Consider the following 24,462-nt stretch of genomic DNA (forward strand, 5'->3'; position numbering starts at 1 on the left):
AGTTGCTTCGCTCCTGCACCACTAGGCTGGTGTGGCGGTTTGGCGTTGGATCGGTTCTTTCTGATATATGCTGGTTGCGGCTCTTCTTTTGGGAGGAGTCGCTTTTTTGTTGTGAGGGGAAATGGCCCGTGGCTGATGATTTGATTCATTCTGAGCTGCTTTCCGCGGATTGGAATGGCGAATGGTGCGCTTGCAAGCTAGTCGGCGGCGGGCTGATGATTCTTTTGAATGGGATAAGCGAGCTTGGCATTTTCGGCCACTTGAGACTGCTCCGTATGCCCGGGATTTTATAAAGCTATTGGCGCTTGAGCCCCGCGAGTCGGTGCTGGATATGGGATGTGGGGCTGGGTCGATTGCTATTCCGCTTGCTCAGGCTGGGCATCCTGTGATTGCGGCTGATTTCTCCCCTGCTATGTTGGGCACGCTTGATGCTGGCATTGAGTACTATGGGCTCGAGAATCGCATTACGCCGCTTGAGCTTGCTTGGGATGATGATTGGGATTTGGTTGGACCGGTCGCAAAGGCGGTGGATGTTGCCTTTGCCAGTCGGTCGGTTACGACGACTAATCTAAAAGGTGCGCTTGCCAAGCTTGATCGTACGGCTCGTCGGCGTTGTGCCGTCACGATGGTCGCCAACTCCAGCCCGCGCTATGATCTGCACCTGATGAACGCCATCGGCGCCTCGGTTACCTGCAGCAATGGCTTTGTGTATGCCTTAAATATCCTTATTCAGATGGGTGCGCTGCCGCAGGTCACGTACTTTGAATCGCATCGTCGCGATACCTTCGACAGCCTTGAAGCAGGTGTGGCGGATTTTTCCCGTATGCTCGAGCATGGCAACGAGGATAAGATCGACCGCCTGCGCGACTACATCGCTCAACACATGATTGAGAACCCCCATGCCGGTGAGCCGGGCTCCAAGGGCGTGCCGCAGGGGCGCTATATGCTCGATCATGTCCGCAAGGTTCGTTGGGCGTTTATTGCATGGGAGCCGGTCTCTGCGCCCAGCTCATAGCCTGTTCGCAGCCCGCACCGCCCACTCACTCGGCATCCGCATTCTTTGCGAACTGGGCAAACGCACTCCACACCGCGCCGTTCCTGCGCTATCGTGGGACAGCTCACGTAGATTAAGGCCCCGTCGCGGGGCGCCCCATACATAGAAAGCGAGAACCCATGGCACTGACAGGAGCCCAAGTCAAGCAGCTTCGCAGCATGGCCCATCACCTCAACCCCGCCATCATCATCGGCAAGTCCGATGTCAACGAGGGCACCGTCGAGCAGACGGTCGCCTACCTGGAGAAGCACGAGCTCGTTAAGTGCTCCGTGCTGGACGGCTCCAGTCTTTCCGCCCGCGAGGCCGCCGAAGAGCTCGCTGAGCGCTGCCACGCCGAGGTCGTCCAGGTCATCGGCCGCAAGTTCTCGCTGTATCGAGAGTCCTCGCGCAAGGATATCGAGAAGATCAAGCTCGTCTAAGAGCCAATGATCCGGCGAGCCAACACATAGCAAGCTTACGGGCGCCCAAGTACTTCGGGCGCCCGTTTTTTTATCGCTCGACCAGCACGCGGTTGAGCCGATCCTCCACCAAGCGCTCATATAGACGCCGCGTCTCGGGCTCGGGTACGCCATTGACCTGCTCCCTCAGATGGTGCATATGCCCGCTGTACAGCTCGACGATATCGCGCCTCCGCCCCGCCGCGCTGTAGACACGCATGGCACAGCGCACCATATCCTCACGCGCCGTTTCCTGCCGAAGTCCCGACTCCGCCAGCCAAATCGCCGACTGCAGATCGTTTTCTTCTAGAGCGGCATTTGCTCCCTTAATCATGCAATCGATGTACTTTGACTGCATAATGCGTCGCATACGCAAAAAGTAGGTTGGATTACAGCCATTGGGAACATACAGCGGTCCGGCATAAAGCTGCTCAATCTTAAGGCACAGCTCAACTAAATGGGGCCCGCGCGCACCCGTACGATTTCCCAAAACCTCACGGCTTATCTGGTCAAACAGCCGCACATCGGTCTTGACGTAGTCGCCGTTGAGTCCGATGCATTCATTTTGGATGAGTACACACGACTTGCCATCCGGCGTCGGTCCCAAAGCCGACCGCAAGCGCGATATCGTCGAGTACAGGTTGTTACGGGCGCTATTAAACTCGGCATGGGGCCACAGCTCCATTGCCAGCGTCTCGCGGTCGACGAGCGCATCCATGCCCAGTGCAAGCCGCTCGGCAAGCGTCGCCGCCTTCTTGCGGCGCCACATTTTGTCCGTGATGGGAAACCCGTCGCGCTCGGCGCGAAACGCACCAAACATGCGAATCTCGATATGGTCGATGGTATCAACGGCTTCAACCTCGCTGGCCTGGAACAGGCGCTCGCCCTCCCCTTCCAAATCGTCGCGCAGCGAGTACCGCGACAGCTCTCGCACGGGAAGCTTCTTGCGTATCCTGGCCGCCGGCTCGCCCAGACAATGCATGGCAAGGCGCGCAAAGAGCCGATACGACGGCTCTAGAATCCCCGCACGATTCATGGACATCCAGGCCGCAAGGTCGCTGTCTCGGCCCGCACAGGCCAAATGCAGCGCCACCATCCAGGCCTCCGCTCCACCAACCTGTGTCTGGCTTATATCGAGTAACTCCGCTTCCTCGCGCACCGAAACCATCGAGGTGTTACGCAGATACGCCGCGCGCTCCAGCAGCAATGCGTTATCGCGCATGTACGCAATCGACTCCTCGGCAAGTTTGAGCACTTGGACCGCACGGAACTTTGCATTAACCGGCCGTCCCTCTGCCAGCGACTGCCAGCCTTCTAGCAACAGGCCAAACAGCTGAATCTGGTTGTCGCGCATGCGCACGGCAAAACGATCGAGCTCGTTGAACGCCGCGTCGTCGGTTACCGGCAAGCCGGAAAGGAGCCGCCGTGCCGCCAACACCATACGCACCCAGATAGCCATCGCCTTAAGCCCACGTACGTCGAGCGCCTCCCGCACCACCGTCATCTCGTCGTCGCGCTCGTCGGTTCCCGCGAACGACCCATCAAAGAGCTCCACCAGCATGCTATCGGCCCGTGTAACAATCCCCGCAATGTCGAGCTCACAGTCGTAGGCCTTGCTCGTTTTGAGCCGCTGTAGAACGCCGCCGTCATCTCCCCGCTCGGTCAGACAGCGCTTGACCTCGATATGCGCGGACAACATATCGAGTGCAGTATGGGATGCCTCGATTTCTGGCACGGCCAGGTTCGCAGGAAGCCCAAGCCCGTTGTCCCCATAGCAAACAGCCGTCAGTGTCTGGGCCACCCTCCATGAAACAGGGCCTATTTCGCAGGCCGCCCGTTCGCCCCCGCGCTCGATAACCGATGCCATATAGCGAGCGAGCTTTGTATTGGACACGCTGACCGCTGCCAGATATACGCCAAGCGCCTCGGCAGGCGTTGGCTCTGGAGCCGGATCGTCGACATCGATCGTGCCCAACGCCGCTCGGCAGATATCGGCCCCGTGCCCCGTCAGAGCAAGATCGACCCCATACTGACCAGCAAGTTCAAGGACCGCATCACGGTCCAAAAAGGCGTCCGCCAGGCCCATCGCCGCATCGCATCGGCCCGCCTTAAGCAAAATCCGGGCCGCCCTCGGAACAAGTTCGGGGCGAACCTCGGCCACCAACTTACGCAAACGCAAGCGTCCGTTATCCTCCGTACCCAGACACGTAAAACTCCGCTCGGCGGGGTCCAAGCCAAAGATCGGGTAGTCGCGTACAAAGTAGGACTGGTCGACCATCGACAGCCTCACCCCACAAGCCTCGAGTTCTGCGATATTGCCCTCGCCCATCAAAATCATGAGACATGCCACGCAAAACAGCGCATTATTGTCGAGCGAAGCCAGATCGGCAAGTGCCGCGCCATATACGTTGACAATCTCGTTTTCGAGCAGACCGGCTACGTCGCCTTGGCCATAAAGACCCGTCTGCAATGCTGAAACGAGCTCGGGCACGCCCTGCGTGAGCTGATAAAAGTCGAGCGACGTGCTGATCGAAAACGCCGATGCCCACGCCGAATACTCATAGGCATGCACCTTGAGCATCTGCGCATTGATCTTAACCGAATCGCCCAGCCCGTGAATCAGCTGACGATTTGAAGGACGGCAGGAGATAAAGACCCCTACCCCCATAGAGCGCAGGCCGCGAATCCTGTCGATGAGGTCTTCGGTATCGTGCTGATCGAGGTTTGGCACATTATCAATCGCGATAAGGGAGTGCGGTTTGTCTTTGAGTTCTTCGGTAACCACCTCGAGCTGCATAAACACCTCGCGCCCAATGGCGCGATCGGCCTCGATAATCCGCACGGGGCCTCGCGTCGGGTCGCATTTAACCTCATGGGTGTACTGCAGCAGCACCGAGGTCTTCCCAAACCCGTCGGGCGCATAAAGAACCACGATGCCGGCCTTTCGGCCCTTGGCTATAAGCTCATTCATCAAGCGTTCGCGGCGCACCATATAGCCTCCGCTCAGCGGCATCAGCTCGAGGTCGTCTATACTGCTCAAATCGTTTACCATGCCCACTCCTCAACTCGACCGTATGGACACTGTAACCGCAAGACCATACAGGCCGCGCTATGAATAGAGCGACCTTGTGCTTTAGGTTGTCTTTTGGTACGCAAGCGGCAAGTTTTTGTACAGCAAGGGCAGATTGTTATTAATCCCCCGACTAATCGGTCTTTAAGCAGGTAAATGAGCTTGTCAGCTTGTCCCATCTAAGCGGCAGTGTAACGTAAATGAACAAGGTTCAGCCATGTCATTCAACTCGCCTAGCACCCGCTACCGTCTACGACCTTTTAGTGGCATTTTTGCATAGAATATGGTATGGGATGAATCAAGCTGTTGGGCATCCAGCATTCGTCAAGCTTGCGGCAAAATCTTGGTCAAGTGGGCGGAAAGGGATAGCAAAAAGGCCCCCGCAATGCGGAGGCCTTAGGCAAGGCTATGTCGAGGTGCAGGATTCGCGCTACTCGCAGAGCGAAAGGGCGGCCTCGTCGGCAACGACAACGCAGTTGGTGTGCAGCTGTAGGATCGAAGCCGGGCACTCGGGCGTAACCGGGCCATAGCACATGTCATGCACGGCCTGAGCCTTGGCCTCGCCGTTGGCGACGACCAGGATCATGCGGGCATACATGATGGTCTGGGTACCCATGGTGTAGGCCTGACGAGGGACATCGTCGATGCTGTCGAACAGACGGCTGTTGGCCTGAATGGTGCTCTCGGTGAGATCGACGCAGTGCGTGCCCTTGGAGAAGTGGTCATCGGGCTCGTTGAAGCCGATATGACCGTTGTTACCAATGCCGAGCAGCTGAAGATCGGGATAACCGGCGGCAGCGACGACCTTGTCGTACTCAGAGCAGGCAGCGGCGGCATCGGGGTTGGAACCGTCGGGCACATGCGTGTTGTTCAGGTCGATGTTGATGTGATCGAAGAAGTTCTTACGCATAAAGTAGTGATAGCTCTGGGGATCGTCGTGCGAAAGGCCGCGATACTCGTCCAGGTTGTAGGTGCTGACCTCGGCAAAGTCGACGTCGCCCTTCTTGTACCAAGCAGCGAGCTGCTTGTAGGCACCGATCGGGGTAGAGCCGGTGGCAAGGCCCAGCACACAGTCGGGCTTGAGGATAACCTGCGCCGAGATAATATTGGCGGCCTTGCGGCTCATATCCTCGTAGTCTTTAGCTTTAATGATCTTCATTACGCATCCTTTCTCGTACAAGAGAGGCAAGGCTCCCCTTACAAGCACTTGCCCGCGGCCTGCGTCGGCCGCAACCAACGTGTGCGGCCACCAGGGCGAGGTCGCGTAATGTATGTGTCTCGTGTCTAGCCGCGTCGAGGCCCCTGCCCGTCCACGGTGACCCGAAGCCTTTTAGCTTCGGACAAATCCCATCTTGCCACGGAGGGCGCCCTCTTTCAAGGGCGCCCTCCGTAAACGTGTTTGAATTGTAGGCTAATGGCCACGTGCACTTGCTAGCGCTCGCGAGCAACGATGAGCTGGTCCATCTCTTCGACATGCACGCCAACGGAGCCCTTGATGCTCGAGAACTCAACGGAGTTGCACACCAAGATGGGAACCGTCACATCGTAGCCCTCGGCAGCAATTGCCTCGCGATCAAACTCAATGAGCACATCGCCCTTATGGACGATGTCACCCACTTGCGCATGTACGGTAAAGTGCTTGCCCTCGAGCTGAACAGTGTCCAAACCAACGTGGATGAGCACGTCCAGGCCATCGACCGTGTTAAGCGCAACGGCGTGCCCCGTGGGAAAAATGGCCTCGACCTTGGCATCAGCCGGTGCAATCACACGCGTTCCGGTGGGCTGAATCGCCACGCCCTGGCCCAAAAGACCGGTGGCAAACGTCTGGTCGTTTACCTCGGAGAGCGGAATGACGTCGCCCGAGATGGGAGCATCCAGCGTAAGGACTCGACCACGCATACCAAAAGACCTTAGGACTTTAGTGAACATGCTCCCCCTCGGACATACCAATCAATCAAATAACCTTAACAGTTTACCACTTGGCACCCATTTTTGACCATTAGGGAAGTTCGCGCTTGACAACCTCGACGATGTCGTCGACAACGCGCTGGGTCAGCTCGTGCGTCTCGGCCTCGGCCATCACGCGGACCAGTGGCTCGGTACCGCTCGGACGCACCAGAATGCGGCCGCGGCCGTCAAGCTCCTTCTCGGCAGCAGCGACGGCATCCCAGATGGGCTGGCAATCGTCCAGACCAGCCTTGTTGTCGGAATGCACGTTAACGAGTACCTGCGGGTACTTCTTCATGATGCCGGCAAGATCGGTGAGGGTACGACCGGTGCGCTTGAGCACGGCCAGCAGCTGCAGAGCCGTCACCAGGCCGTCACCGGTGGTGTTGTGCTCCAGGAAGATGATGTGGCCGGACTGTTCGCCGCCGATGACGGCGCCGTCCGCGAGCATGCGCTCCAGAACGTAGCGGTCGCCCACGGCAGTCTGAACCATCTCGAAGCCCTGCTCCTTCATAGCGATGGAGAAGCCAAGGTTGCACATGACGGTCGAGACGATCTCGGAGTTGGCGAGCTTGCCGCGAGCGGCGAGGTCAGAACCGCAGATAGCCAGGATGTAGTCACCGTCGATCTCATTGCCCTCGCTGTCCACGAACAGTACGCGGTCGGCGTCGCCGTCGTGGGCCAAACCGATGTCAGCATGGGTGCGCAGTACGAGCTCGCGCAGGGGCTCGAGGTGAGTGGAGCCGCACTCAACGTTAATGTCAGTGCCGCAGTAATCGGTGTTGATGGCATGGACCGTGGCACCCAAGCGCTGCAGAGCGGCGGGCGTAGTCTGGCAGGAAGCACCGTGACCGCAGTCGACGGCAACGACCAGGCCGTCGAGCCTCAGGCCATCAAGCGTATCGATGGCGTGGTCGACGTATGCCTTGCGGGCATCCTTCATCTTAATGATGTGGCCCACGCCGGCACCGGTCGGCAGCGTGTCGGCAGCCATGGCTTCTTCGGACATTACCCAGGCGCTGATCTCTTCCTCGACAGCATCGGGAAGCTTCATGCCCTTGCGGCTAAAAAACTTGATGCCGTTGAACTCCGGCGGATTATGCGAAGCAGAGATGACGATACCGCCGTCGAGCTCGTTCTGAACGGTGAGCAGGGCCACGGCCGGCGTGGGGATGACGCCGCAGCAGTGCGGACGGCCGCCCTCGGCCATGATGCCGGCGGTCAGAGCGCTCTCGAGCATGGTGCCCGAAAGACGCGTGTCGCGGCCGACACAGATATCCGGACCAAGGAACTTGGTCGCCGCGCGGCCCAGGCGAAACGCGAGGTCGCACGAGAGGCCGGCATTGGCGACGCCACGGACGCCGTCGGTACCGAAGATGTTCTGGGGCATAGGATCGCTCCTTCCCTAGCAGGCGATATGCAACCGCCCACCCTAGTCGAAAAAGAAAAGCGGGACCCGCCGAGGAATCGGCAGGCCCCGCTTGTACATTGTATCTCGAAAGGAGATAAAACCTTAGCGCTTGGAGAACTGGGGAGCGCGGCGGGCCTTCTTGAGGCCGTACTTCTTGCGCTCGACCACGCGAGCATCGCGCGTAAGGAAACCGGCCTTCTTGAGATCAGCACGGTAGTCGCCAGCGTTCAGAAGAGCGCGAGCAATGCCCAGGCGCAGAGCGCCAGACTGACCGGAGATGCCGCCGCCATCGCACAGAGCGATAACGTCGAACTGACCGGCGGTGTCGGTCACCTTGAAGGGAGCAAGGGCGTTCTCAACGAGCTGATGACGGCCGAAATACTGCTCGGCGTCACGCTTGTTGATGGTCACCTTGCCGGTGCCGGGGACGAGACGGACGCGGGCGACGGCGTTCTTACGACGGCCGGTACCCTGGTAGACAACGGTGTTCTCAGCCATCTTTAAGCCTCCAGCTCAATCTTCGTGGGGTTCTGGGCAGCGTGCGGATGCTCGGCACCAGCGTAGACCTTAAGCTTGGTCATCTGGGCACGGCCGAGGGTGGTCTTGGGCAGCATGCCGCGAACAGCGCGCTCGATGACCTTCTCCGGGTGCTTCTCCATAGCCTGGCGGAAGCTCTCAGCCTTAAGGCCGCCGTTGTAGCCGCTGTGGCGATAATAGGTCTTCGTGTCGGCCTTGTTACCGGTAAGCTGGACCTTATCGGCGTTGATGACGACAACGAAGTCGCCGCAGTCGCTGTTGGGCGTGAACTGAGGCTTGTTCTTACCGCGCAGGATCATTGCGATCTGGGTGGCAAGACGGCCCAGGACAGCACCATCGGCGTCGACGAGAACCCAGTTGCGCTGGACCTCGCCCTGCTTGGCGTAGTGAGTCGATTTCGAAATCACTTAGACTCCTCCATGTACAGTACGTGTTGTTACAGAGATTCACGGGGCTCTGCAAGTAACCCGTCCATATTACCCCGCTCGCCGTACGAGTCAACAGGTATTTTGGCTCCGACCAGAGTTTCTGCACATGTCGTCCATGGGTCATGACGTCGCGACACTAACGCTCGACAAACGCCTCGATATCTCCCAGCAAGCGCTTTGCCTCCTGGCGGCCCTGAATATACAGGTCGAGGAGCTTTGCCGGATCGTGCTCAACATGGCCGACCTCGACCGGCTTTTGCGGAGCAACGACCAGCGCACGGCCCTCACGCTCATACTTCCACAGATGCATGCGCTGGATGTTATAGCGGTCGTGACGCGTCTCGATAGCCTCAAGCAGATAGGGGTAGTCGGCATAGCGGGCTCGTGCGGCGGGCATAAACTCGTAGGGCTTTTTCTCGTACGAGCGGTCCTGCGTGACAATGACGACCGCGCGATCGAAGCCTGCCTCCTCCAGCACGTGCTCGATGGGTACCGAATCGGCTACGCCACCGTCGACGTATTTGTGCCCGTCAATCTCGACCGGTGGCGTCACCAGCGGCAGCGACGTCGATGCGCGCACGGCGTCGAGGTCGAGCACGGCACTTTTGACCGACAGGTACGCGGCGGTTCCAAAGAGCATGTCCGTCGCGACGGCGTACATCTCGATGGGGCTCGCGTCGAACGTCTCGCTGTCAAAGGGATCCAGACGGTCCTGGACATCGTTGAAGATAAAGTCGTAGCCGACGATGGAGCCCGTGGACGCAAACGATGCGGCGCCCATGAAGCGGTTGTCGTTGCAGAAAGCCAGGTTGATGCGGTTAGCACGGCCGATCTGGTGCGACTTGTAGTTCACGCCGTTGAGGGCGCCGGCCGATACGCCATATACCGCCGGAATCTCGACGCCGGCCTCCATGAGAACGTCGAGAACGCCCGCGGTAAACTGCCCGCGAAAACTACCGCCCTCCAGGACGAGCGCGACCCTGCCGGCGTTCTTTGCTTTATCTTCTGCAGTCATGTTGACCTCCTGCTGTTTCGTTTTGGCCTTCTTCTACCCAGTTTTGGGATGGAGGGCGTGTAGGTTTTGGAGTTGAGGAGGGCGGGGCGGCTCGCGGAAAGCACGTCCCGTTCTGAGGGGCGATTCCGGGATGGACTTTCCGCTAGCCATTCATTTGGAAACTGCATCCCATTCCGAATGAGGATTCCGGGATGTATTTTCCGCTTGAGCTGCCATTGGGAAAGTATGTCCCACTCTACGGCTCGATTCCGGGTCGCAGTTTCCGCTTGAAGCGCCACCCGGAAACTACGTCCCAGTCTGAGCGCGGATTCCGGGACGCGCTTTCCGCCTGGGCTTCCATTGGGAAAGCGCGTCTCACTCTGCGTTGCTGCGGGGCACGGCAGGCTGCAGCGCGATCGGCATCGCGTCTATATCTAGTCGAGGCATTGCGCGGAGAATCCGCGTATTTGCTTCGCAAATCCGCACCGGCTTCGGCCGCCTGCCGGCGTCCTCGCCCGCGGGCTAAAAACGCTCACGCCCTGCATAGAGTTCGATTCTCCGCGGTACGGGCTGGAAATAAAAAGGCAGGTAGATACGAATATCTACCTACCTATTACTTGTGGTGGAGGCGCGGAGAATCGAACTCCGGTCCACGAAAGCCCCCTGATTGGCATCTCCAAGCTCAGTCGCTGGTTTTGTCTCGGACGCTTTGCGCGCAGCGACACGCTCGCGGCGTCCTAACCGGTTCGGTCTTAGCCTGCACCATACCGATTACGTGCGCAGGCGCATTCCCCTAAAATGACGTCGCGCCGGTGTCGGGGAAATCACCGGGTTGACGCGCCGCTATAAACTAAGCAGCGAGAGCCATAGGCTCAAAAGAAGAGTTGTTGTCAATTCAATTTGACGGTACCCCTGTTTAACGAGGCAAGGAGACCTCGACTTGCTTCCTCTCTCAGAGCTATCGTGTCGAAACCAGTCGCCCCCGAATGTCGGGAAAGTCTGGGTGGCATCGGGCGCACAAGCACCCAACAGCCGTCGACTTTTCAAAGAACACGCGGGACATGCGCCGCTTGTGGAGTGCTATCTTACCACGTTCTAAAGGCAGACAGCTGTTCTATGCACGAGCTGTGAAGACCACAATGTGTGCCGCACTTCGCACTTTTGCTACCGATCGCGTAACGTATATTTTCGCCAAACAAAATTGACCCGTCGAAAGGACCGTTATGGATACCAAGCAGCAACTCGTCAATGCCCTCGCAGGCCTGGGCTCAACCATTACCGAAGCCATGGATGTCATCGAGGGCTTTGTCCCCTGCGGACATCCCGCCCTCACGGTATCGAACGCACTCGTCGCGCTGGACGCTGACGATGATGCAGCTCTCGCCCAGCAGCTTGAGACCGTCGAAGACTTTATCGACCACGTGAGTGAGAACCGCGGCGTGGCCGCCTACCACGGCATCGAAGTCGAGCTCGCGGGTCCCAAGGCTGATCTGCTCTCAGCAATCCGCGAGGTAGGCGCCCTCATGCAAACCGCAGGCGTCAAGAACACCCAGGTCAACGAGTGGGTCTATCGCAGTCTGGCAGTACTCGACAGCTCCGACGAAAAGGCAGCCGAGCAGCTCGCAGAAAGTCCCGCCATTAAGGCCGAGCTTTTGTAAATAGCAGACGCGGGCCCCTTGGATCATCGTCGTCCAAGAGGCCCGCAAGCAGTTCGCGTCAACCGATAGCCGCGCCGCCGCGTTTGGCCAAAGCAAGAATCGGCATCATTTGACGAGGTGTCTTTGCTGCAAGATCGGCATGTTCGAGCAGTTTGCGATCGTTAGTTACCAAGTAATCAACCTGCGCGCGCTTGCATGCGGCGAGCACCAAGTTGTCCTCGTAATCGCGATGGAGCGTCAGATATTTGTTGGCCAGCCAAAGATCCGACGCATCTGCACCCACGGCCGTGGCGTTTTCGGTCATATTTCGAACAAACGCCAGCGCCGCATCGCCAATCGCGCGGGCAGAAGCCTCGTCGAGCGCTCCCCCGCTGGCAAGAACGCTACGCTTCAGCTCGTGTTGGACAACGTACAGCACGTCCTTAGCGATATGCACCGGAAAGAACAGCAACGCCCCCGTCTCCATCGCCCGCCCAATAAACGCACGCGCGGCAAGCGACTCGGCATGGTCGACGCAAAACGAATCAACCCATACGTTGGCATCCACCATTATTTTGAGGGGAGCCCCGCTCACACGATCATCCCCTTTTGGCGATAGCGCTCGTCCATGGCTTCCGAATAGATTGTGTCCCAATCGCGATCGTCGGATACGTGCGACGTAGCGATGCCCAGGTCCGCGTAAAGCTGATCCGCCGCCGCCCATGATGCGGCGAACGGAGTATCGGGCGCGACGGTCTGCCGCCGGTCGTCGACGGCCGCAAGCACTTCCTCGCACTGCCCGCCACCCTGCGCGACCTTGGCCACCACCTTTTTGATGAGCTCAGGCAGTGACCTGCCCGAAAGCTGCAGCGCTTCCTCGGCGCGCTCTTTAACCGAGCGATCTACGCGAACATTCACCTGCGCCATGCTGCCAACGGTAGCCATCTCAACCTCACCTTCAGAACTTACTAGCAGTGCTAGCACGATCATATATCTGAGCTAACATCTCGTCAAACAAAAGAAGGCCTGCACCCTGGCGGCTGCGATGCCGCCAGGGTGCAGGCCATATACTCAATCGAAAACGCTAACGCAGGTACGCCTTTGCGTTGCCCAGGCTGTAGGCGATCGTTGAGCCGTTGTGCAGCAGTGACGACGTCTGCGGAGTGATCCTGCCGATAATACCCAATGCCAACAGCGCCGAGTTGGTGAGCATCACCTTAGAATAGGAACTCGTCAGACGATCAATGAGGCCCTGGCTCATGCGGCGCAGGCGCACGAGTGCGGCGAGATCCGTGTCGGCCAGGATGATGTCGGCGACCTCCTTGGCAGTGTCGCTTCCACCGCCCATGGCCAGACCCACATCGGCCAGGCCCAGCGCCGGTGAGTCGTTGACGCCGTCGCCCACCATGGCAACGTGGCGCCCCTCGCGCTTAATCCGCTCCACATAGGCGTACTTGTCCTCGGGCAGCAGCTCGGCCTTAAACTCGTCGACACCCGCCTCGCGCGCAATGCGCTCGGCCGTGCGCTCGGAGTCGCCCGTAAGCATAACGACATGTTTGACGCCCAGCGCATGTAGGTCGGCGATGGCCTCACGGACCCCGAGCTTGAGCGGGTCCTCGATGCCGAGCACGCCGACGACCTTGCCGTCGACCGCCAGGTACAGCGGCGACAGGCCCTGCATCTGGGACTCAATGCGTTCCTTAATGTCGGAATCGAGCTGCGCACTCTCGTCCTCAAATACAAAGTGCGCGGAACCGATGATGGCGCGACGCCATTCGATGGACGAAGCGATGCCGTGCGCCACGATGTACTCGACGGCGGCATGGCGCTCGCGGTGTTCGAGCCCACGCTCGCGAGCAGCGTTGATGACTGCGCGCGCCACCGGATGCGGGAAATGCTCCTCCAGGCAGGCAGAAAGGCGCAGGACCTCATCCTCGCTCCAGCCGTCGGTCGTCAGCACGCAAGCCAGGCGCCGCTGCACCAGCTCATGAAGGGCAGCGCGCAAAAATGCGATGTAACCGGCCACGACAAACACCGCACGCAGAGGCGTCGGCAAGAACCAGCGGCGCGCGTAGTGGGCGCCGAAAAGTGTGGCAAAATCCATGACGAGCTTGTGCTTGCGTGGCTCAAGCTGCATCACGTAACCCGTCTTTGCGTCGGCAATGGCCTGGGCATCGAGCGCACCGACGGCGGCCAGCACGGCATCGCGGTGCGGCTCATCGTATTCGAGTGCCATCTGGCCGATGCGGCCATAAACGCGCACCTTGTGCACGCCGTCGATATCGCCGCTAAGCTTAAGAAGTGCATCGAGATCACTCTCTGGCACAGGACCCGCCAATTGAAGACGGGTCCTGCCGGGGATCTCGCTCATAATCGAGAATCTCATAGTTTGTGCCTGGGAGCGTTACTCGGCTGTCTCGTCAGCAGCGGCCTCGCTCTGGGTGATTTAGGCCGCCTCGGCAACCATGTCGTCGACATTAGCCTTGGCCTGCTCGACCATGTCCTGGTAGGCGTTCTTGATGCGCATGCCGCACGCGATACCCTGCACGCAGGCGTTCTTGACCGGGGCGCTGGTGAGCAGCTTGATGCCGTCCGTGCCGAGCAGAAAACCGCCACCGACAAGCAGGGTATTGAACGTCGACTTCTTCATGTTGCTTCTCCCTTTTGCCGCATTGGACGCGGCACGGTGCCTCAGCACCCGAGTAAACAAGTTTGCTTGAGAACACTTTTAGAAAATTGTTTAGTTTATCTAACTATTAAGGTCAACAAATGTTAACTTTTTGGAAATCTTGGTGCCCAAATTCCTTTCAGCCCACCTGACCCGAACGGCCGAGTCGTCACGGAACCCGGGAGCCCCGGCAGGGCGGGCGCTTCCTCAAAATGAGTTCCCTTCAAAACAATGGGCGTGCCGACGGCACGCCCATTCACTCTATTCCATTCAGCCACCTGACCCGAAAGGCCGAGTCGTCAGGGCGGGGAAGGCCATCGGGCGGGCAGGGCCCGGGCCTTTGCTCGCAACGAGTTCCGCACGCAAAGGAGGCGCCAGTGGCGCCTCCGTCTTGCGCAGGACTGTCCGAAGTTGAGAGTAAAGGCCCGGGCCCTGCCCGCCCGATGGCCTTCCCTGCCCGTGTGCTACGCGAGCGCCTTTCTCAGCAACTCGTTGAAGAGCTTCGGGTTGCCCTTGCCGCGACTCGCCTTCATGCACTGGCCCACCAAATAGCCAATGACCTTCTGGTTGCCGTCGCGGTACTGCTGCGCCTGCTCGGCACAGTTTGCCAGCACCTCGTCCACAATCGGCTGCAGCGTGCCGGCATCGCTCACCTGACGCATACCACGCTCGTCGACGATCTTGTTGGGGTCGTCGCCGGTCTGGGCCATGGCCTCAAAGACCTCGTGCGCCTGGTTGGAGCTGATGGCATCGGTCGCCAGCAGCTTGGCAAGAGCCGCCACCTGAGCCGGCGCGATGCCGGACTCGGTGAGCGACACACCCGCGTCCTTAAGGTAGGCGATCATCTCGTTGACCAGCAGGTTCGCGACCGTCTGGGCCTCCTTGCCAGCCATGCCGGCAGCAGCGGCCTCAAAGAACTCGGCAAACTCCGGGTCGCCGGCGATCTGCTCGGCGTCGGCGGCCTTAATGCCAAAATCGGCCTCAAAGCGGGCGCGCTTGGCATCGGGCAGCTCGGGAATCTCGCCGCGGCAGCGGTCGATGAACTCGTCATCCAGATCGAACGGCGCCAAGTCGGGGTCGGGGAACAGACGATAGTCGTCGGCCGTCTCCTTGACGCGCATGACCACGGTGCGCTTGCGGCTGGGCTCCCAGTGGCGGGTCTCCTGGTAGATGATGCCGCCCTCCTCGAGCACCTCGGCCTGACGGCAGATCTCGTAGGCAAGGCCGTCATGCAGGCTCTTAAACGAGTTGAGGTTCTTGAGCTCGGTCTTGGTGCCCAGCTTGGTCTCGCCGCGGCGACGCAGGCTCACGTTGCCGTCGCAGCGCATGGAGCCCTTCTCCATGGAGCAGTCGGAAATACCCAGCGTCACAAAGATGCGACGGAGCTTTTCCATAAACAGACGCGCCTCCTCGGGCGTGCGCAGATCGGGCTCGGTCACGAGCTCAATCAAAGGCGTGCCGCAGCGGTTGTAGTCGACGAGCGACTCGGCCGCGGCGGTAATGCGGCCCTCGGCACCGCCCACGTGCACCATCTTGGCGGCGTCCTCCTCCATGTGGATGCGCAGGATGCGGATGGGCACGGTGTAAGAACCGTCCTCGCGACGCTCGGGCATCTGCATGTTGGAGGCATCGTAGCTGGCTAGGTGGCCGGCGCGCTGATTGCCCTCGCGCATCGTGGAGGACATGGACGTGGACAGGCCCTCGGCATTGGCCGAAGCGCTCGCCAGGCTCTGGGCCTCGGCCTCGCCAAACGCGCAGTCGGGGCGCTCGGCGGCACCGCGACCGGTCACGTCCAGATCCAGATGACCGTACATGGCAAAGGCGACCGGACCCTGCGTGGTCTGGAAGTTCTTGGCCATATCGGGATAGAAATAGTGCTTGCGGTAGAACATCGAGTGGCGCTGGATCTCGCAGTTGGTCGCGAGACCGGCCTTGACGATGCTCTCGATGGCGCGCTTGTTGGGTACCGGCAGGGCGCCGGGCAGGCCCAGGCACACCGGGCACACGTTGGCGTTGGGCTCGTCATCGTGGCTGAGCTTGCAGTTGCAGAACATCTTGGTATCGAGTGCGGTGAGCTCGGTATGGATCTCCAGGCCGATCACGGCCTCCCAATCCTGCAGGACCTCGGAAAGCTCCTTCATTACAGCTCGCCTCCCTTCCCGGCAAAATCGGGCGCGACGGAAAGCGCGGGCGCACCCGTGGCGGCATCGGCAAAGCCGCGCTCCAGGGCGCGGGCAAACGTGAGCAGCTGACGGTCCTTAAACGCCGGACCCACCAGCTGGGCAGAAACGGGCAGCTGAGTATCCTCGCCCAGGCCCAGCGGCACCGAGATACCGCCGTTGCCGCAAATGTTGAGCGAGATGGTGTACATGTCGGAGAGGTACATCTGCGTGGGGTCGCTGATCTCGCCGAACTTAAAGGCCGTGCGCGGCGAAGCGGGCATAAGAATGGTGTCCACCTTGGCATACGCGGCGTCGTAGTCCTGCGTGATAAGCGTGCGAGCCTTTTGCGCGGCATAGTAGTACTTGTCGTACACGCCCGAGGAGAGCAGGTAGGCACCGAGCATCTGGCGGCGCTTGGCCTCGGCACCAAAGCCGTGGGCGCGGCTGAGCGAGCTCTGGTCGGACAGGTTGGCGCAGCCTTCCTCCTGGTAGCCATAGCGAATGCCGTCAAAACGGGCCAGGTTTGAGAACGCCTCGGCCGGGCCGATGACGTAGTATGCGGCGATGGCGGCGTCCAGGTGCGGCAGGTCGACCTCGACCAGCTCGGCACCCTGGTTCTGCAGCTCCTGAGCGGCGCACTGAACAGCGGCCTTGACCTCGGGCGTCAGGCCCTCGGCCTCCATAAACGCGGGGATGATGCCCACGCGCTTGCCCTCTATGCTGTCGTTGAGATGCTCGGTAAAGTCGACGGCGCAATCCTGGCTGGTGCAGTCGTACGGATCGTGGCCCGCGCCGGTAAGCGCATTCATGGCCAGTGCGACATCCTCGACCGTGCGGCCGAAGGGGCCCACCTGGTCGAGCGACGAGCCAAAGGCAACTACGCCGTAACGGCTCACGGCGCCATACGTGGGCTTAAAGCCCACCACGCCGCACAGCGACGCCGGCTGACGAATGGAACCGCCGGTGTCCGAACCCAGCGAGAGAGCGACCTCGCCCGCGGCGACGGCGGCAGCGGAGCCGCCCGAGGAGCCGCCAGGCACGCGCTCGGTATCCCAGGGGTTGTTGGTGCGGTGGAACGCCGAGCTCTCGGTAGAGCTACCAAAGGCAAACTCGTCCATGTTAGCCTTGCCCATGGGCAGGCAGCCGGCGTCGAGCATGCGCTGGACGCAGGTGGCGGTGTAGACGCTCTTGTAGTTCTCGAGCATGCGGGAAGCGCAGGTGGTGCGCGTGCCCACGAGGTTCATGTTGTCCTTAATGGCCAGCGGCACGCCCGCGAGCGGGGGCAGCGGCTTGCCTGCGGCACGGTCGGCATCCACGCGCGCAGCGGCCTCGAGCGCGAGCTCGGGCGACACCTGCAGGAATGCCTGGACCCCGCCCTCGCGCGCCTCGATGGCGGCAAGAGAGGCCTGGGCCACCTCGGTAGCGGTAAAGTCACCGGCGGCAACGCCCGCGGCGATCTGGGCGGCGGTAAGGGAATCGAAGCTCTGCGCCATTACTCGCTCTCCCCCTCTCCCAAAATGGACGGCACACGGAAGTAGCGGTCGCGCGCGCTGCCAGCGTTTTCGAGCGCAACGTCGAGCGGCAGGTCGCGCTCGGGCTCGCGCAGGTCATCGCCCATCACGTTGGACAGGCTTCCGATAGGATGGAACGTGGGCTCCACGTCGGGCAAGTCATATTGCAAGACGGGCTCGAGCATCTGGACGGCGTCGTTCATGTAGGACGTCATCTGGGTGAGCTCGTCATCGGTCAGTGCGATCTTTGCGTACTCGGCGATGCCGCGCACGTCTTTCTCGCTGAGTGCCATAGGCGCTCCCTTCCGCATAACAGATAAACCGCTCTAGTATACAAGGCAACGCCGGCTTGGAGCAGACGCTTTACCCAAATGCAGCGAAAACGTAACGAGGGCGGCGGTTGGCAGGCTGCGGGCCGGCGGTTCTGCAACGAAACCGCACCGTCCATAGTGAATACCGTCCCGCCCACAACGAAAACCATCACAACATTCGACGCTTTTCGTCAAAATCGCGATTTTCATCGAATGTTGTGATGGTTTAGAAGTCCCGACCACCACAAAGGTGCCTGTCCCCTTTGTGGTGGTTCTCTTTGTGGTGGTTCTGAAGAATGTCTTATGCCGAGGCCTTGGCCTTGCGGCGCTTGCGGACCGCGTGGATCACGATGTCCAGCAGCAACAGCACAATGGCCACGACTACAATAAGCACGGCAAACTCGCGCTTGCCCCAGTGGCGGCCGGCCAGCGACTTTTGCTTGTCGACGTCCTTCTTGTTGTACTTGGTGCGCACGCAATGCACCAGCAGGCGATGGTCGTTCACGCCGTAGGGCGTGCAGGTGACGAGCGTCACCTTGTCGGCGCCGGGCTCGATGGTCAGCGACTCCATCTCCTCGGGCAGCACCACCTCGGAGTCCACCATCTTGTAGGCGAGCGTCTTGTTCATGGTGTGCAGCAGCACCAGGTCGCCGGGCTCCAGCGAGTGAATGTCGTCGAACATGCTCAGGTTGCGCATGCCCGAGTGCGCGGTGAGCACGCAATGCGTCGAGGTGCCGCCAACCGGCAGGCTCGTGCCCTCCAGGTGGCCGACGCCCGCCATGAGGACTTCCTCGCTCGTGCCGTGGTAGATGGGCATGCTCACGTCGATGGAGGGGATCTCGACCCAGCTCATCATGGGGTCGCGGTCAAAGATGAGCTGCTGAGCGTAGGGCTCGATCTGGTCGGTGGGAAGCTCGGTGGCCTCGCCCGCCAGCTGCTCGTTAAAGGAGCGCGCCTGGAGCAGAATGCGCTCGCGCTCTTCGGCAGACAGCGCGTCCACGGTGCTGGACACGGTGCTGATCTGGTTGAACACGCCCGAGGCCTCGAGCCGGTCCAAGATCCACGGCCAGGTCATAAGACCCACGCCAATAAGGATGATGACGATGGTGATGAGCCGATCGGCCCAGCGCGGCAGTCGCTTGCGACGGCGTTTGGACTTTGGTTGAGGTTTGGGCTGAGGGCTTGAGCCACCGTTGGCCGCGGCGTTATTGCTCTTCATATGTTTGGCGCCCTGCACCATCGCCGGTCACTCCTCTACAACTCAAGTTGTTTAAGCAAATAATAGCCGATTAACGAGCTTCCGCGCCGGACAACGCAGCTAGACAGCATTGCGCAGCGCGAGCATAGGCCAGCATTTGAGTTTTCAAAATGTCCCGAATCGGCGGGGCGATTCGGGATACAATAGCTACAGGAAACGACGCACCCCGCGTAAGTACTTAGGAGCGCGGGCGACCAGTTTCCGACGTTGTTAAATGCCCGGGCCTCTAACCCCGGGCATTCTTATTTGCGCTTGTTACGGCGCAAATGCCTTCTACCGTCCGCACCGCGCGTGCGCCTACGGACCTTAAACCGAACCTCATACGAGTCAAGAAACGCGATGACGAACGAGCCCACCGCCGCGAGGGCGGCGAGCGCGTTAAGGAATTTCAGCATTTGGGGACCTCCGATCGAGTCGTCGGCCGCCCGCGCACGGGATGCGTCGCAAGGGTATTTTACTGCGAGCACTCGCACTTACAGCTGGTAAACGCAATATTTGCAAACATCTGTTCGATATTCATACGCTTGATACATCGGGCAATGGAGCCTGGCTGCGTTATCCCAAAAAGAACGGGGCAGACTCCAGTGCGGAGTCTGCCCCGAAAAGAGAATAGCAAAGCAAGAACGTCGATGGACGAGAAAAGTGTCCGCAAGTCTCATGGCCATCACATCCCACCTGCCAAAGGGATGGATGAGTGAGCGTTACTCCTGCTCGGACTCCTCAGCCTGCTTACGGCTGCGGATGAGGTGTGCCACGCCGATGCACAGCACTGCGCTGCCAGCGATCCAAGTGAAGGTCACGCCGTTAAGACCGGTCAGCGGGAGGCCGGAGCCTTTCTTGTTCTTGACGGTAAGGGTAACGGTGCCGCCACCAGAAGAGGAATTGGTGACGAGACCAGAACCATTCTTGGATGTGGTCACCGTCAACGTATTCTCGCCCTCATTCTGATTAAGACCCGTGGCAGTAATGGTGAACGTGAATTTGGGCACGGTGTTATAGCCGGGGAGCGTATGGGTCTCCTCGACCGTGTAAGCGCCAGCATCGAGGCCCTTGACGCTGATTTCGCCCTTATCATCAGTCGTAAAATCATAAGCAGTATTGCCCAAAGAGCCGTTCTCTTAGACATACTGGGCGCCGGCGCCCTCATCGGTTCCCTTGGAAGAGGTGCCGGGCGGAGGGCGGAGCATGGCCACCGGACCCATCGAAACACATCTCCACCGTTCCTTCAACTGGGAAAATGCCGCCCCGGGGCCCGGGAGGGACCCCGGGGGCTTTCGGCTAACTGCGGGAACGGCCTATCCGCTCAATGTGTTCAGCTGAGATTGGAAATCAACCGGAGAAATCGACCCTCCTAAAAGGAGGCCATGTATGAAGACTGCATATCCCTTTTGCCTCCATATACACAAGAAGCGCCCCTCGGGCGCTTCTGAGAGGCTCCCCCTGGGATGTATCCCAGGGGGAGCCTATGGACCTTAAGGGCCGCTGCGAACCGTTCGCAGTCGGGCCGTCGAAGGCCTCGTTACTTAAGCTCGGGCCAGAAGTCCTTGTTGGCCTCGATCATGTCGTCGAGAATCTCCTTGGCGACCTTCATGGACGGCACGGTCTTGTTGAGCGTGAACGCCTTGAGCGCCTTCTCATACGAACCCTCGATGCACGCCTCGACCACGAGCTTCTCGGAGTTGAGCTGCTGCATCATGAGGCCCTGCTGGAACAGCGGGATGTTGTCGCGCGAGATGACCTCGGGGCCGTTCTTGCCGATGTAGGCGGGAAGCTCGACCATCGCGTCGTACGGCATGTTCGGGATAGCGCCGCGGTTCTGGCAAATGACCAGGAAGCGAGCGAAGGCGCTGCACTTCGAGCGATATTGAGCACCAATGCGGGCGCTACCGCAGGTGTCGCCCGCGATACTCGGGTGAATAAGCATCGGAATCGGGGGAAGCCGAGGAGGCTGAAGCAGAGGAGGCGAAGGGGGCCGCAGGCCTGGAGGCTCCCACGGCCCACCCGTTTCCGCCATCGCCACCAGCCGCGTCGGCGTCCAGCGTCACCGCGGCGGCAACGGCGGCACGCTGCGCCGCGCGGCGCTTCTTGCGCACGTGCCCGGCCGCAACGAGACCCGCAACAATCGCCAGCAGCGCGCCCAGAACGCCCAGCGCCACCGCGGTGGTGTTGATGCCCTGTGCCTCCTCGGGCACGGGCACCTCATTCGGAATCTCCGCACGCACACCCGATACCAGCAGACGGTGCGAGTTCACGCCGTAGGGCGTGCAGGTCATGAGCGTCACGCGGTCCTCGCCGGCGGTCACGCGCAACTTGGAATCGTCGTCGGGCTCGATCACGTCTATGCGGTCGATCTTGTAACCCAGCTCCTCGCCCAGCACCTCGATGTAGAACGAGTCGCCCACCTGCAGCTCATCCAAACGCGTAAACAGGAGCGAGCCCGGCACGCCGCGGTGGCCGGTAAGCACGGCGTGCGTGTCCGCGCCACCCACGGGAAGCGACGTTCCATACAGGTGCCCGGCACCCGCGGCGAGCACCTCAGTGGAAGTGCCGTGGTACACGGGCAGGTTCACGTCGATCTTGGGGATACGCACCGAGCACATAAGGCCCGAACCTGCGTCGAGCAGACCCTGGTACGTGGTGTCTTGCGAGGCGATGGAGTCCTTGGCACCTGTTGCGGTGGAGGCGCCGGAGGTGCTACCGAACGGGTCCACGACCTCGCCGATGACGTCCTGACCACCGGCAGCCAGCTGCTCGTTATAGGCGCGAGCGGCCGCGAGGGCCTCCTCGGCCTGCGGGTAGGGCCAGCCGTCCACGGTGTTTTGCGCAGCGGTAACGGCGGCCGTTTGCTCAGCCTGGGAAATAGCACGCAGGACAAGGGGCGTGGCCACGATGGCAAAGCCGGCGGCAAAGCACAGGAGAGAAAGCAGGCGTAGGACGAGGGGCGGTTTGCGTCGGCTGGGGGAAGCCGGGCGCGAACCGCCCCTCGTCCTGCACGACGTCGATACGGGCTTGATTCCTTCCATGTGGTTCACCTCCAAAGGTACGGGTGGAAAGTGGGCGCGGCGCGAGAACGCGCGGCGCATGAGTGGTTGCGGCTCAATGCGCTGTGCCCCGCCGCGGGTCTAGGCGCGACGGGGTACGGCGAAAGAGGAATATGGCAACGCGGCGCGCAGGCGCTGATAGGAGACGACGATCGCCCGCTCGCCGCGTCATCAAGCTAGGGAATTAGGCGCGCATACGTGCACTCAGGGCGAAGGCGGCGCCAGCAGCCATGAGCAGCACGCCCACGGTGATGAAGACCTTGATGCCCAGGTCGCCGGTCATAGGCAGCTCGGTGAGATTCTTGGCGTTCCAAATCTTGATGGTCGAGCTATTAACGGAGACGCGAGAGTCGGTATTCTTTGCGTCCTTGGCATAAGAGACAGCAGTGATGGTCTTCTGGCCCTCGGGATCGTCGGACTTCACCGTAGCGGATACCGTAAAGGTGAACTTCGGCAGGGAGACGGCGGTGTAACCATTGGGAGGAACGATCTCCTCGATCTCATACGTGCCAGCGTCGAGACCATTAAAGTTGATGACGCCCTCGTTATCGGTGGTGAACACGCCAGCTTCGGCACCACCCTGAGTATCCTTAGTCGGAGTCGTAGTCAGGATCTTCCATGCGCCGTTCTCGTAACCGAGATAGCTGTTTCCCGCCTTGATAGTGAACTTAGCACCCGAGAGCTTAGTGGTCATGTCCTTGGCGGTCTTCTCGATGTTGAACTTATAAGAGTAGACATTCACCTCGTTACCAGGAATGGTCTGCTCATCGGAGGTGTTGTTGGGGTTGTGCGACCAGGTGAGTGAGTCCTTGTTGGGGTTGCCCTGGATGGCGGTGGAGTCAGAAAGCTTGGCATCTGCATCAAGAGTGGCACTCACCAGTACGGTCACCTTTGCGCCCTCCTTCAGCTTAGTAGCACCCTCACTCTGGTTCACGTATTTACCAAGGTCGATGACGGTATCTACACCATTGGTGTACTTTTCATCGGTATCAGTAGTGGGGGCATAGGAAACACTGTAGTCGGTATCCGCTTTAAGAGCGACGTCTCCAACCATGAGCCGTTCAACCTTTACGCCCGTGGGGTTGCCATCGACAACCGAAGAAATGGCAGAACTAGCAGTGTCTTTGATCTTGAACACACGATTGGTCGAATAGCCGGTGTAGTACGGAACGGTAGTCTCAAGCGTGTAGTACACGGTGTCGCCCACGGAGAAAGACGGCTCATCGTTGTAGGTACCGTCAGCATTGGCGAGATGCTTGGAGATAGTCGGAATCACGTTCTTCACAGTAACGATGCCATCGATATCGGTGTCCGCAATGCTCGTCGGCGTAACGATGGGCAGTGAGAAGGACTCCTTGTCAGCAGCGGGACTGGTAACGTCCTTCAGGAACCAGATACCCGGGACGCTAAAGGTTTTCACATTGGCGTTGTCGGCCGTAGACGTGGTGAACTCGGTTGCAGCAGAAGTGCCGGGGAAGGTCTTGTCCTCGAGGTTCTGGGCAAAAGTGCGCAGCGCGGCATCGTTGTTCCAAGACGGGGAGAGGTTAGAGGCTCTGCTATTGCTAAACACCCGCATGATCAGGAAGCCCATAGGGTTGTTCGACGCGTTGCCCTCGGACACAAAGAAGTTCTTGTCCTGCTTGTAGGCAGTAAGCACGTTCCGGGCATCGCCCGTCCCATCAATGACAGCATTGAAGTTCATCGCGCCCTCGATGGTGCTCACGAGCGCATCGGTGGTATCAATCGTATAGGCAATCGACTTGTCATTGCCAACAACAACGTCCTTCAGCTCGGCAAGCTGCCAGCCGTTGAACGTGTGATCGGCAGCATCCGTCGAGTGCTTGTTGATCGTAATGCTGTAGACTGGCGCAGCCTTGGCCGTGGACGCTCCGCCCACCAGGCCGGTTACGGCGATCGCTACGGCGGCGGCGCCGGCGATCAGCTTTTGTACGAATCGGTTCATGATTCCCCTTTCAGAAATGAGCCCGACATTCAT

At 60.1% G+C, this 24,462-nt stretch carries 23 protein-coding genes and 1 other RNA gene; 4 read left to right on the top strand and 20 right to left on the bottom strand.

Annotated elements, in window-relative coordinates:
* Positions 1-128 precede the first annotated feature (128 nt).
* The 3 genes from DXC90_RS09570 to DXC90_RS02595 all read left to right on the top strand — a co-directional run bounded on the left by DXC90_RS09570 (position 129) and on the right by DXC90_RS02595 (position 1,473).
* Positions 129-293: a hypothetical protein gene (locus tag DXC90_RS09570; RefSeq protein WP_199406600.1), complete on the top strand. Its 165-nt coding sequence runs from the start codon at positions 129-131 to the stop codon at positions 291-293.
* 5 nt (positions 294-298) lie between these two features.
* Entirely contained in the window at positions 299-1,015 is a 717-nt protein-coding gene (locus DXC90_RS02590) for a methyltransferase domain-containing protein (protein ID WP_233502114.1), read from the top strand.
* A gap of 158 nt (positions 1,016-1,173) precedes the next feature.
* Entirely contained in the window at positions 1,174-1,473 is a 300-nt protein-coding gene (locus tag DXC90_RS02595; protein ID WP_006234690.1) for a YhbY family RNA-binding protein, read from the top strand.
* Positions 1,474-1,543: 70 nt separating this feature from the next.
* Here DXC90_RS02595 and DXC90_RS02600 read toward each other — a convergent pair whose 3' ends face one another.
* The 8 genes from DXC90_RS02600 to ssrA all read right to left on the bottom strand — a co-directional run bounded on the left by DXC90_RS02600 (position 1,544) and on the right by ssrA (position 10,862).
* Complete coding sequence (locus tag DXC90_RS02600; protein WP_117734639.1) at positions 1,544-4,543, bottom strand: BTAD domain-containing putative transcriptional regulator; 3,000 nt, start codon at positions 4,541-4,543, stop codon at positions 1,544-1,546.
* Positions 4,544-4,991: 448 nt separating this feature from the next.
* Positions 4,992-5,720 carry a glucosamine-6-phosphate deaminase gene (gene nagB / locus DXC90_RS02605; protein ID WP_117734640.1) on the bottom strand — a complete coding sequence of 243 codons (729 nt, stop codon included), beginning with the start codon at positions 5,718-5,720 and terminating at the stop codon, positions 4,992-4,994.
* A 272-nt stretch (positions 5,721-5,992) separates the two neighbouring features.
* Positions 5,993-6,490 carry a PTS glucose transporter subunit IIA gene (locus tag DXC90_RS02610; protein ID WP_022094632.1) on the bottom strand — a complete coding sequence of 166 codons (498 nt, stop codon included), beginning with the start codon at positions 6,488-6,490 and terminating at the stop codon, positions 5,993-5,995.
* A 70-nt stretch (positions 6,491-6,560) separates the two neighbouring features.
* The gene (glmM, locus tag DXC90_RS02615) at positions 6,561-7,898 is read right to left on the bottom strand and encodes a phosphoglucosamine mutase (protein ID WP_117734641.1); all 1,338 of its coding nucleotides are present in this window, start codon (positions 7,896-7,898) and stop codon (positions 6,561-6,563) included.
* Positions 7,899-8,021: 123 nt separating this feature from the next.
* Complete coding sequence (gene rpsI / locus DXC90_RS02620; RefSeq protein ID WP_022094634.1) at positions 8,022-8,417, bottom strand: 30S ribosomal protein S9; 396 nt, start codon at positions 8,415-8,417, stop codon at positions 8,022-8,024.
* Between the two features lie 2 nt (positions 8,418-8,419).
* A complete protein-coding gene (rplM, locus tag DXC90_RS02625) occupies positions 8,420-8,863 on the bottom strand; it encodes a 50S ribosomal protein L13 (protein ID WP_022094635.1) in 444 nt (147 codons plus the stop codon).
* Positions 8,864-9,020: 157 nt separating this feature from the next.
* Positions 9,021-9,899: a patatin family protein gene (locus tag DXC90_RS02630; protein ID WP_117734642.1), complete on the bottom strand. Its 879-nt coding sequence runs from the start codon at positions 9,897-9,899 to the stop codon at positions 9,021-9,023.
* 599 nt (positions 9,900-10,498) lie between these two features.
* Positions 10,499-10,862, bottom strand: a transfer-messenger RNA (tmRNA) gene (gene ssrA / locus DXC90_RS02635).
* A 239-nt stretch (positions 10,863-11,101) separates the two neighbouring features.
* Here ssrA and DXC90_RS02640 point away from each other — a divergent pair.
* Positions 11,102-11,536, top strand: coding sequence for a hypothetical protein (locus DXC90_RS02640; protein WP_117734643.1), 435 nt, complete (start codon positions 11,102-11,104; stop codon positions 11,534-11,536).
* Positions 11,537-11,594: 58 nt separating this feature from the next.
* On the opposite strand, the gene DXC90_RS02645 is transcribed toward DXC90_RS02640, so the two are convergent.
* From DXC90_RS02645 to DXC90_RS02695, 12 genes are all read right to left on the bottom strand, one after another.
* Complete coding sequence (locus DXC90_RS02645; protein WP_158550205.1) at positions 11,595-12,110, bottom strand: PIN domain-containing protein; 516 nt, start codon at positions 12,108-12,110, stop codon at positions 11,595-11,597.
* Positions 12,107-12,460 carry a hypothetical protein gene (locus DXC90_RS09500; RefSeq protein ID WP_158550206.1) on the bottom strand — a complete coding sequence of 118 codons (354 nt, stop codon included), beginning with the start codon at positions 12,458-12,460 and terminating at the stop codon, positions 12,107-12,109. Before DXC90_RS09500 ends, DXC90_RS02645 begins: the two co-directional genes overlap by 4 nt.
* A gap of 139 nt (positions 12,461-12,599) precedes the next feature.
* Positions 12,600-13,841, bottom strand: a complete 1,242-nt coding sequence (locus tag DXC90_RS02650; protein ID WP_233502115.1) for an HAD-IC family P-type ATPase — start codon at positions 13,839-13,841, stop codon at positions 12,600-12,602.
* 120 nt (positions 13,842-13,961) lie between these two features.
* Complete coding sequence (locus DXC90_RS02655) at positions 13,962-14,165, bottom strand: DUF6110 family protein (RefSeq protein ID WP_117734646.1); 204 nt, start codon at positions 14,163-14,165, stop codon at positions 13,962-13,964.
* 482 nt (positions 14,166-14,647) lie between these two features.
* Entirely contained in the window at positions 14,648-16,324 is a 1,677-nt protein-coding gene (gene gatB / locus DXC90_RS02660; RefSeq protein WP_117734647.1) for an Asp-tRNA(Asn)/Glu-tRNA(Gln) amidotransferase subunit GatB, read from the bottom strand.
* Positions 16,324-17,838, bottom strand: coding sequence for an Asp-tRNA(Asn)/Glu-tRNA(Gln) amidotransferase subunit GatA (gatA, locus tag DXC90_RS02665; protein WP_117734648.1), 1,515 nt, complete (start codon positions 17,836-17,838; stop codon positions 16,324-16,326). The genes gatB and gatA overlap by 1 nt, the downstream gene beginning before the upstream one ends.
* Positions 17,838-18,149 carry an Asp-tRNA(Asn)/Glu-tRNA(Gln) amidotransferase subunit GatC gene (gatC, locus tag DXC90_RS02670; protein WP_055250987.1) on the bottom strand — a complete coding sequence of 104 codons (312 nt, stop codon included), beginning with the start codon at positions 18,147-18,149 and terminating at the stop codon, positions 17,838-17,840. Before gatC ends, gatA begins: the two co-directional genes overlap by 1 nt.
* A gap of 319 nt (positions 18,150-18,468) precedes the next feature.
* Entirely contained in the window at positions 18,469-19,386 is a 918-nt protein-coding gene (locus DXC90_RS02675; RefSeq protein ID WP_158550207.1) for a class C sortase, read from the bottom strand.
* A 740-nt stretch (positions 19,387-20,126) separates the two neighbouring features.
* Complete coding sequence (locus DXC90_RS02680) at positions 20,127-20,531, bottom strand: prealbumin-like fold domain-containing protein (RefSeq protein WP_117734650.1); 405 nt, start codon at positions 20,529-20,531, stop codon at positions 20,127-20,129.
* Positions 20,532-20,944: 413 nt separating this feature from the next.
* Positions 20,945-21,349, bottom strand: a complete 405-nt coding sequence (locus tag DXC90_RS02685; RefSeq protein ID WP_233502116.1) for a hypothetical protein — start codon at positions 21,347-21,349, stop codon at positions 20,945-20,947.
* The gene (locus DXC90_RS02690) at positions 21,309-22,448 is read right to left on the bottom strand and encodes a class C sortase (RefSeq protein ID WP_117734651.1); all 1,140 of its coding nucleotides are present in this window, start codon (positions 22,446-22,448) and stop codon (positions 21,309-21,311) included. Before DXC90_RS02690 ends, DXC90_RS02685 begins: the two co-directional genes overlap by 41 nt.
* A 202-nt stretch (positions 22,449-22,650) precedes the next feature.
* Positions 22,651-24,429: a SpaH/EbpB family LPXTG-anchored major pilin gene (locus tag DXC90_RS02695; RefSeq protein WP_117734652.1), complete on the bottom strand. Its 1,779-nt coding sequence runs from the start codon at positions 24,427-24,429 to the stop codon at positions 22,651-22,653.
* Positions 24,430-24,462 lie beyond the last annotated feature (33 nt).

Source organism: Collinsella sp. TF09-1AT (assembly GCF_003436895.1).
Classification (GTDB): domain Bacteria; phylum Actinomycetota; class Coriobacteriia; order Coriobacteriales; family Coriobacteriaceae; genus Collinsella.